Source organism: Moorena sp. (genome assembly GCF_982860115.1).
On sequence record NZ_CEYLVT010000284.1, the window covers coordinates 177 to 8558 of the forward strand.

Consider the following 8382-nt stretch of genomic DNA (forward strand, 5'->3'; position numbering starts at 1 on the left):
ATGCCCATTCCAGCCACCAGGTCTGAAAGTATTTAAATTATGGAAAATTATGGTTCACTATCCGTCTTCACACATAATTAAAACAACTATTAAAGAAACCATTAAAGATAAAACTTTAGACCTGAAAACACAACATCCTTTTCCTGTCGTGGGATGTCAGGTAGTAATGTTAGGTGACAACCTTAAGATCAAGGCTGGTATCCCATCAGTGCAGAAGCTTATTCTTCGTAATGCACCCTCTCAGGTTCAAATTGAGCACATTCCTACTACCTGTACTGATGGCAAAAACGGATCAATTACTCGTAAGATTTTAGTTTTTGGGAAAGCTCTGGGGAAGTTGCTGTGGAGGTTATCCACAAACAAGACTGATCTGATTCACGTGCATTTTTCTCAAAGGGGTAGCACGATCCGGAAAATGATTTTGATGCTCGTTGCACTAGCATTCCATGTCCCTGTGGTTTTGCACGCCCATGGTAGCGAGTATAAGTTGTTTTACACTGGGCTACCTGAATGGGCGAAAGGAATAATTAGCTTGGTGTTTCGACAATCTGTCTACTTGATTGTTCTATCACAAAGCTGGAAAAACTTTTACCAGTCCAGTTTCGGACTAAAACCAGAACAGGTTGTAATTCTTCCTAACCCAGTAGAGTTGCCATCAAAAATTCCAGAGCGCACAAATTCCAAACAAATAATGTTAGTTTTTGTGGGAGAAATCGGTAAACGCAAAGGAGTATTTGATCTAATCCGGGCGTTTGCCTCTCTCTCTCCTGAACAAAAAACTTGCTCAGAATTACTATTAGCAGGGGATGGAGAAGTAGAGCAAGCCTGTCAATTAGTTCAAAGTCTGGATTTAGGAGATCATATCAAAGTCCTTGGCGGCATAGACTCAGCTCAACGGGATGCTCTTTTAGCAAAAGCAAACATATTTATCTTGCCCTCTTATAACGAAGGTCTGCCCATGGCATTGCTTGAAGCCATGGGTTGGGGCTTACCTGTGATCACTACACCAGTAGGGGGGATACCAGAGTTGGTAATACATGGTGACAATGGTTTGCTAGTTAAGCCTGGACAGATACCAGACCTATCTATGGCGATGCAGACTCTGATTAATGATCAAGGATTACGGCTCTCCTTAGGATATAGCGCTAGAGCAAGCGTTGCCCATCTCAATGTCAAAAACTACCTCAGTTCTCTGCTCAATATTTATGGCTCAGTGCTCAAATCTCAAGCAACAGCTCCATGAACACACTATGGGGCTTCTCAAGACCTCTCTTCTACAAATGTCTGCTGATGTCTGGGATACAGGAGGTTGACTAATGAAAGTATTACTTTCAGCCTATCAGTGCCAACCTCATACCGGTTCAGAGAACGGAATCGGCTGGGCTTGGGCGACACAACTGGCTCAAATGGGGCATGAAGTCTGGGTGATTACCTGGAGTCATAATCGGATTCCGGTAGAGCAGGAACTTCAGGTAAATCCAATCCCTAACATACATTTTATCTTTTGCGACCATCCTACCTGGTTATCTCGGTTGTTCAAAATTCTGATTACCAGACACCTAATATTGCTCTCATTTCCCTTGTGGGAATTGATGAGTATCTGGTGGCAATGGGATGCTTATCAAATCGCCAAATCATTAACCCAGGAGGTGGTATTTGATCGGGTTCATCACGTAACTAATACAGCTATTCGACGCCCCAGTTTCATGGGTCTTTTAGGAATCCCTTTCATTTTCGGACCGGTAGCTGGTGGAGTAAAAGCACCTTGGTGTCTCAGGAAAAGCTACCCATTAAGGGGCTGGTTATTTGATTTTATCCGCGATATTTCTAATACTATTGTTCAATTTGACCCGCTGATGAACTTAACGTTTATCACAGCATCAAAAATCTATTGTCGCTCGCAGCCTACCCAGGCACTTATCCCAAAATTTTACAGGTATAAGTCTGACGTTGTTTTTGATATTCCTATATATGATATCATAAAAATACCTAAAATTAGTGAAGAATACTTCATCAATAAAGATACTTTTAAGGTTCTTTTTGTAGGGCGTTTTTTATATTGGAAAGGGATACATCTGGCGCTGAAAGCCTTTTCTCTGTTGCACCAAAAAATTCCCAATACCCATTTTACAGTCATTGGTCGTGGTAGTGAGCAAACTTGGTTGCAGAGACTGAGTGAGAAATTGGGTATCAAGGATGCTGTTGACTGGATACCTTGGATGGAGCAGAAAAAATTGAGTTCACCCTATCTGCAACATGATGTTTTTCTATTTCCCAGTCTCCATGATTCCGGCGGGCTAGTAATTCTAGAAGCTTTGTCCCATGGTTTACCAGTAGTTTGTCTAGATTTAGGAGGACCAGGGGTGATGGTAGATGAAACCTGTGGACGGGTGATAAAAACCGATGGGTTGACGGAAGAAGGGGTGATACAGAAGCTTAGTGATGCCTTAGTAGAACTGGCAGAAAACTCAGAATTGCGACAGCAGTTGAGTGCAAGGGCATTGGCGCAACCAACTAAATTTGGATTTAAGAATGTTGTGGAAAAAATATATAGCAATTCTCAATTGGTTGAGGTACAAAGTTCTGGGTTTTAGGGAGTAGGGAGTAGGCAATAGGCAATAGGCAATAGGCAATAGGCAATAGGCAATAGGTAAAAAAAGTTCTTTAAATCATTACTATTAAAAGCCATATAAAATTTAGTTAATCTTTAAAATTTTAAAAAATAAAACTATAGTTAAAATTACGGGGATTTGCATAACTATCAGGTAGACAGTATTTTTCCCTCTTCCCTGCTCCCTGCTCCCTACTCCCTACTCCCTGCTCCCTACTCCCTACTCCCTGCTCCCTACTCCCTACTCCCTGCTCCCTAAAACCTAAGAATTTGTACCTGACCGAATTGCAAACCGCTGTACTTATGCATCTATCCTTAAGGTCACATTTAGTGATAAATTTTACTAATTTTATTAAGGATATAAATTTTAATGACTTCATTTTATAAAGTATTAATAATTGTCGAAAATTTACCTGTACCTTTTGACCGACGGGTATGGATGGAAGCCACTACCTTACAGAAAGCTGGTTATCAAGTTACTACAATTTGTCCCAAAGGGAATGGGTTTGATAAAGATTATGAAGTCATGGAAGGGATTCATATTTATCGCCATCCCCTACCACCAGAAGAAAGCTCGGTTACTGGCTATCTTAGAGAATACAGCTGGGCTGTGAATTGGCAATTTCGCTTAGCTCGCAAAGTATGGCGAGAGCAGGGTTTTGATATCATCCACATTTGTAATCCCCCAGATTTAATCTTTCTAGTGGCGGGATGGTTTAAATTGTTCCGGGGCGTAAAAGTAATCTTCGATCACCACGATCTGGCTCCGGAGATGTACATCGCCAAGTATGGACGAAAAGATATTTTTTATCATGGTTTACGCTGGGCTGAGCGCTTGACTTATGCTACGGCAGACATGGTGATTTCAACTAATGAATCCCATCGCAAGGTCGCTCTTACCCGAGGGGGGAAGAAACCAGAGCAAGTAGTTGTAGTGCGCAGTGCTCCTGATCTGGCACGGTTTCGGATCATGCCCTCAAACCCAAGTTACCGCAGAGGTCGTGACTATCTCGTCGGTTATATGGGGGTTATGGGGGAACCGGAGGGAATTGACTATCTTCTCAGGGCAATACGTTACATCGTGCAGGAAAAGAAGCGCCAAGATATTCACTTCATGCTCATTGGCAGTGGCCCTGCTGTTGAAACCCTCAAGGCTTTATCTAAACAGCTTGACCTGACTGATTTTGTAGAATTCACAGGATTTCAGACCGGGGAAGCACTTTTAGAGCGGCTTTCCAGTTGCGATGTATGTGTGGAACCCTCTCCCACATCGGCTTACAACGAAAACTGCACTATGAATAAAATCTTGGAGTACATGGCCCTAGGCAAACCTATTGTTCAGTTTGACCTCCGAGAGGGAAGACACTCTGCAGGCAATGCATCTGTTTATGCTACGCCTAATGACGAGGTGGAGTTTGCTGAGAAAATTCTGGAACTTCTCAAGTCTCCTGACGTCAGAGAAAAAATGGGTGCAGAAGGTAGGCGCAGGATGGAAGAAATGCTGGAGTGGCGTCATCAAGCCCCTAAACTTTTGGATGCTTATAGGAAAGTTTGGTGAGTTTTTTTAGGAGCAAAGGGAGTAGGGAAGAGGCAATAGGCAATAGGCAATAGGCAATAGGCAATAGGCAATAGGCAATAGGCAATAGGTAAAAAATCCTGTGTACCTGATATTCATGAAAAGCGCTGTATAACCTAGAAAATAGATGGTCTTATAGTATCGATTGTATAAAACTATTTTTATGAACTTAAAGGGTTATTTTTTGGCAAAAAAAATAAAACGTATACCAGGAAAAATCAAGAGAGAGTCTTTGCGAATACCGATGCTAAATCACCTGTACTATGGTGACTATATAAAAAGAATAGAATGCTATTCTAACTCTCTACCTGCTCTAGCCCCAGTAGATTTACCATTGTTGAATTCTCTAAAGATAGAAGGAACATTTGTTACTTCTTTAGAAGACTTAGCAATTTACTCTAAAGAACTGATAGATAGTGCTGAGGATATCTTACCAAAATTACGGGCATTGCCTATACCGAAACTTGAGTCTTGTATAACCTATCGCGAAGAGCTAATTAGTTACCCACAACTTTTTAAGTGGGGACTTAAGGAACGATTGCTTGATATTGTAGAAAATTACCTTGGTGTTCCAGCATTATTAGCTGCTGTAACCCTTCAAAGGAATATTGCCGATGGAAAACCAGTACATGTCAGGCAATGGCACGTAGATCCAGAAGACTATCGCATGGTGAAAATTATTATCTACTTGAATGATGTGGGGTTAGATGGTGGCCCTTTTGAATATATTCCCAGACATTTAACCTCATCATTAGCTGAAGCCCTCAACTACAATTATTACAGTTCTGGTTTTGTCTCGGATCAAAAGATGGCGAGGGTTGCGCCTAAAGCTACCTGGACCCCTTGCCCAGGACCCTATGGCACAGTAATTTTTACTGACACACGGAGCATTTTCCATCGTCTGAAACCACCTACTGGATCAGACCGATACTCAATTACTTTCTCCTACACCTCTAGACGACCGATCACAACCTTTGAGAGAAATTTCTCTAAACACCAGTTGCAAGTCATTGCCACCGGGTTAAGCCAACGACAACAAGATTGTTTGTTTTTCGATTAAAGCTGTGATCATTACAGTGGAGTTGCACCATGGTTAACCCAGTGGAACAGGCATCAGGCGTGGAACAGGCATCTTGCCTGTTTCAATTCCCAGGCGGGCTGTCCCAACAAGGCGCGAAGAGGCGGAAAATGAGGGCTCTCCCTTGGGTGGTGCGTTACGGGGCTGACTATACCAACGCTGGCTAGCGAAACATCAGAAGCTTTCCGCCCCTAACGCACCCTACGCAACTGTGACGCGGTCATGGCTTGATCATCTCGTAAATTATACAAAATCAATCCTACCCTGAGCGATCGCATACCTTTGATGTTAGGATTTGACTCGTAACCGTAAATTATACGGATATGAGCAAAGATACAGGGAATTGTATCTTTGTGAGGAGTGTTCAAAAAAAAGGAATAAGAGGCTTGTGGTAGATTCTAAACGATTGTCTGGGCAGTTGTTCAACTTAACGGGAACTAAACTCCTATATATTCTATCAATCGGCTTAACTCTGGGTGCATTAATTCTGGATGGGACAGCAGCTCGGTCCCTGATCGCAGGTAACTCCATCACTATACCCCTGTTGATCTGTGCTCTGGTCACTACTGGGATTGGATATCGAGCAGTCCCCTTTCTACAAGCACTCAAAATGGGTCAGATTATTCGTCAAGAGGGTCCCCAATCCCATTTACACAAAGCGGGTACCCCCACCATGGGTGGCATATTTTTTGTGCCGGTAGCGGTGGTGATTGCCCTGGTGTGGTCAGGATTATTCCTCCAACAGCAGGATTTTATCCCAGTCCTAGCGGTATCCCTAGCCACCCTTGGCTATCTGTTAATCGGCTGGATGGACGATTGGCAAGTGGTCCAACGCCGCTCTAATAAAGGGATGTCCCCGAGAATGAAACTGGCCTTACAAATTGTAGTCAGTTTACTGTTTTGTCTATGGTTATCACAAACCCAGCCAGCCAGTATCACTAATATCACCCTACCCTTGGGGATCGTCTTACCCTTGGGATTCTTGTTTTGGCCGGTGGGTATATTTGTGCTATTAGCAGAAAGTAATGCTACTAATCTTACCGATGGAGTGGATGGACTCGCAGCAGGAACCTGTGCGATCGCATTTTTAGGACTAGCTGCCCTGATTGCTCCGACCTCCCCTGGTTTAATGGTCTTCTGTGCTTGTATGAGTGGCAGTTGCCTCGGTTTTATTGCCCACAACCGCAATCCCGCCAAAGTCTTCATGGGGGATACCGGTTCTTTAGCCCTAGGAGGAGCCCTAGCAGCGGTAGGACTTTTGACTGGGAACCTCTGGAGTTTATTTATAATTAGTGGTATTTTCTTCCTAGAAGCCGTCTCAGTGATTGCTCAAGTTAGTTACTATAAAGCCACCAAAGATTCCAATGGGGTGGGTAAACGTTTATTAAAAATGTCACCGTTCCACAATCATCTGGAACTTTCTGGCTGGTCAGAGACCCAGATAGTGGCGGTATTTTATTTAGTTAATGGGCTTCTGGTCTTGTTGTGTTTGACCTGAATTGTCATTGGTTTTTTCTCCTTTGCCCAAGGTCTATGGTTGATCAAAGCAAGAGACAAAAAGTAAGACTAACCCACCCCTACCCCCTCACAGGGGTAGGTTTTTTACATTAAGGTCGGGAGTCGGGAGTCGGGAGCGGTGCGACCCGTGGCGAATTTAATTCCCCTAGGTCAAGGGCACCGAGGGAGTCGGGAGTCGTGAGAAGCGGGAAATGGGGAGATGGGGAGAATTATTCCGACAATTATTGTATATTTTAATACATAATTTTAATAGTTTCTACGTAATGAAAGTACGTACTCGCCCCAAAGTTAAAAACCTACCCTTGTGAGGGAGTGGGGGGAGAGGGAAGAAGTAGTTTGCGATTAAGTTGGTATATAGCATTTACGTAAGCATTCAGCCGTCAGCCGTGAGCTAAAAGCTCACGCTACTTGAGGTGCCGTCAGTGGTCAGCTTATTTTATTCAAAAGCACCAATCAGTAGCCTGGCCACAGGCTCATAGCTGATAGCTGATAGCTGTTCGCGTAGCGTGCGCGTAGCGCTTAAGCTGATAGCTTACGCATTTACAAATAGGTCATGAACAATCTTGCTGATTTCTCATAACATCAAAAACTCTTCCGAGCTCTTTCCTACTGTTCCCTGTTCCCTTTTCCTATCAATCCTATGTTTACATCTCAAATAAAAACGCTATACTTAAATACATTGTCTTGATGCAAAGCGCGAGTGGGGAGGGGCTACATCAAGACAATACTTTTGCAAGAGGTCTACTAATCCATCTTTCATTCTTAATAATTCCTAGTGATTCTTAATAATTCCTAGTGATTTTTAATAATTCCTAGTGATTTTTAATAATTCATCATTTAGCCTTCATAGTTCATACTTCCTTTATAATTTAGCCTTCATAGTTCATACTTCCTTTATAATTTAGCCTTCATAATTCATACTTCTTAAAGAAGTTAGCCTTTTCAATTCATACTTCTTAAAGAAGTTAGCCGCCCTAGGACTTGATTTTATCTAGTCAATAAATTACTATTCTCTCCAGAGAATGAAGCATAAATGGGTGGCAACTTTAATTGTGCCCCCATCGGTAAGATAGCTGTTTTTGCGTTATTCAGGGTGCCCTTACTTTCATAGTTTGTGGTTGCCAGGTTAAACACGGTGCTTAACACTCACTAGGGTCTTGGGTTATCCCAAAACTCGATGATAGGTATGGGTAACTCCAACGAGGAGCCTATAGAGTTAATAACTAAATAAAAAAGACAGGGTTCTAGTGGGTGGAGTGTGCAAATTCTCGTTCCAAACTAAACCTATTCGTCAGGAGATTTGCCTCTATGGCACGTATAACAATTAATAATATTCACGAATCAGAGAGCTTTTTGACTGAGCTCAAAGATACAGATTTGGCGATGGACCAAATCAACGGTGGTTTCTTCTTCTTCTTCTTCCCATTCTTTTTCAAGGGATTTCGGTTCAAAAAGTTCGGTAAAAAACGTAAAGGACATGCTAAAAAACGGCATCATTGAAATTGAAGTATGAATTGATATCGTCTGGTTTTGGTAATGCCACCATTATCCCCCAACTTTGCGGTGCGACCCGTGGCGAATTTAATTCGCCTAGGTCAA

8 protein-coding genes are annotated in these 8382 nt (G+C 42.6%); 6 read left to right on the forward strand and 2 right to left on the reverse strand.

All coding sequences use genetic code 11. The features are described 5' to 3' along the window. The 5 genes from AC4II3_RS29150 to AC4II3_RS29170 form a co-directional block, all read left to right on the forward strand. Positions 1–1243, forward strand: a 1243-nt coding sequence (locus AC4II3_RS29150; RefSeq protein ID WP_490722982.1) for a glycosyltransferase family 4 protein, incomplete at its 5' end; no start/stop codon positions are given. Positions 1244–1316: 73 nt separating this feature from the next. Next, positions 1317–2594 (forward strand): glycosyltransferase family 4 protein, encoded by a 1278-nt coding sequence (locus AC4II3_RS29155; protein ID WP_488017136.1) that lies wholly within the window; start codon positions 1317–1319, stop codon positions 2592–2594. 456 nt (positions 2595–3050) lie between these two features. After that, positions 3051–4169 (forward strand): glycosyltransferase family 4 protein, encoded by a 1119-nt coding sequence (locus tag AC4II3_RS29160; RefSeq protein WP_488016577.1) that lies wholly within the window; start codon positions 3051–3053, stop codon positions 4167–4169. Positions 4170–4371: 202 nt separating this feature from the next. Continuing rightward, complete coding sequence (locus AC4II3_RS29165) at positions 4372–5247, forward strand: phytanoyl-CoA dioxygenase family protein (protein ID WP_488016575.1); 876 nt, start codon at positions 4372–4374, stop codon at positions 5245–5247. A gap of 29 nt (positions 5248–5276) precedes the next feature. After that, positions 5277–5432: a hypothetical protein gene (locus AC4II3_RS29170; RefSeq protein WP_488016573.1), complete on the forward strand. Its 156-nt coding sequence runs from the start codon at positions 5277–5279 to the stop codon at positions 5430–5432. 24 nt (positions 5433–5456) lie between these two features. Here the strand turns inward: AC4II3_RS29170 and AC4II3_RS29175 are convergent, their stop codons facing one another. After that, on the reverse strand, positions 5457–5633 hold the full coding sequence (locus AC4II3_RS29175) for a hypothetical protein (protein ID WP_488016571.1): 177 nt from the start codon (positions 5631–5633) through the stop codon (positions 5457–5459). Positions 5634–5653: 20 nt separating this feature from the next. On the opposite strand from AC4II3_RS29175, the gene mraY reads away from it, so the two are divergent. After that, a complete protein-coding gene (mraY, locus tag AC4II3_RS29180) occupies positions 5654–6763 on the forward strand; it encodes a phospho-N-acetylmuramoyl-pentapeptide-transferase (protein WP_488016569.1) in 1110 nt (369 codons plus the stop codon). Between the two features lie 1361 nt (positions 6764–8124). Here mraY and AC4II3_RS29185 read toward each other — a convergent pair. Further along, entirely contained in the window at positions 8125–8280 is a 156-nt protein-coding gene (locus AC4II3_RS29185) for a hypothetical protein (protein ID WP_488017424.1), read from the reverse strand. Between the last annotated feature and the right edge of the window lie 102 nt (positions 8281–8382).